Here is a 284-nt window from a genome sequence, read left to right as displayed (position 1 = left end):
CGGCAAGACATCGATCGCGCCAATGTTCACCATCAACCGCCAGAGCCCTGTCGCAAAGGCGGCGCTGATCATCGTCGATGAATGCTCGATGGTGGACGAGGCGCTCGGCAGGGACCTGATGAGCTTCGGCACGCCGATCCTGGTGCTCGGTGATCCCGGCCAGCTGCCTCCGGTTTCGGGCGGAGGCTATTTCACCAATCAGGATCCGGATTACCTGCTGACGGATATTCACCGCCAGGCACGCGACAATCCGATCATCAAGCTTGCCATGCAGGTACGCGAAG

General features: G+C 60.6%; 1 protein-coding gene. It reads left to right on the top strand.

Translation table 11 applies throughout. From position 1 onward, the window contains the following. Positions 1-22: 22 nt before the first annotated feature. Positions 23-284: AAA family ATPase (locus SB772_RS40125; protein WP_410838534.1), on the top strand; the 262-nt coding region annotated here is incomplete at its 3' end.

It is taken from the genome of Paraburkholderia sp. SIMBA_030 (assembly GCF_046535245.1).
Lineage (GTDB): Bacteria > Pseudomonadota > Gammaproteobacteria > Burkholderiales > Burkholderiaceae > Paraburkholderia.
Note: the sequence above shows the minus strand (reverse complement) of the source record. Positions and strands in the feature narration are given on the sequence as shown.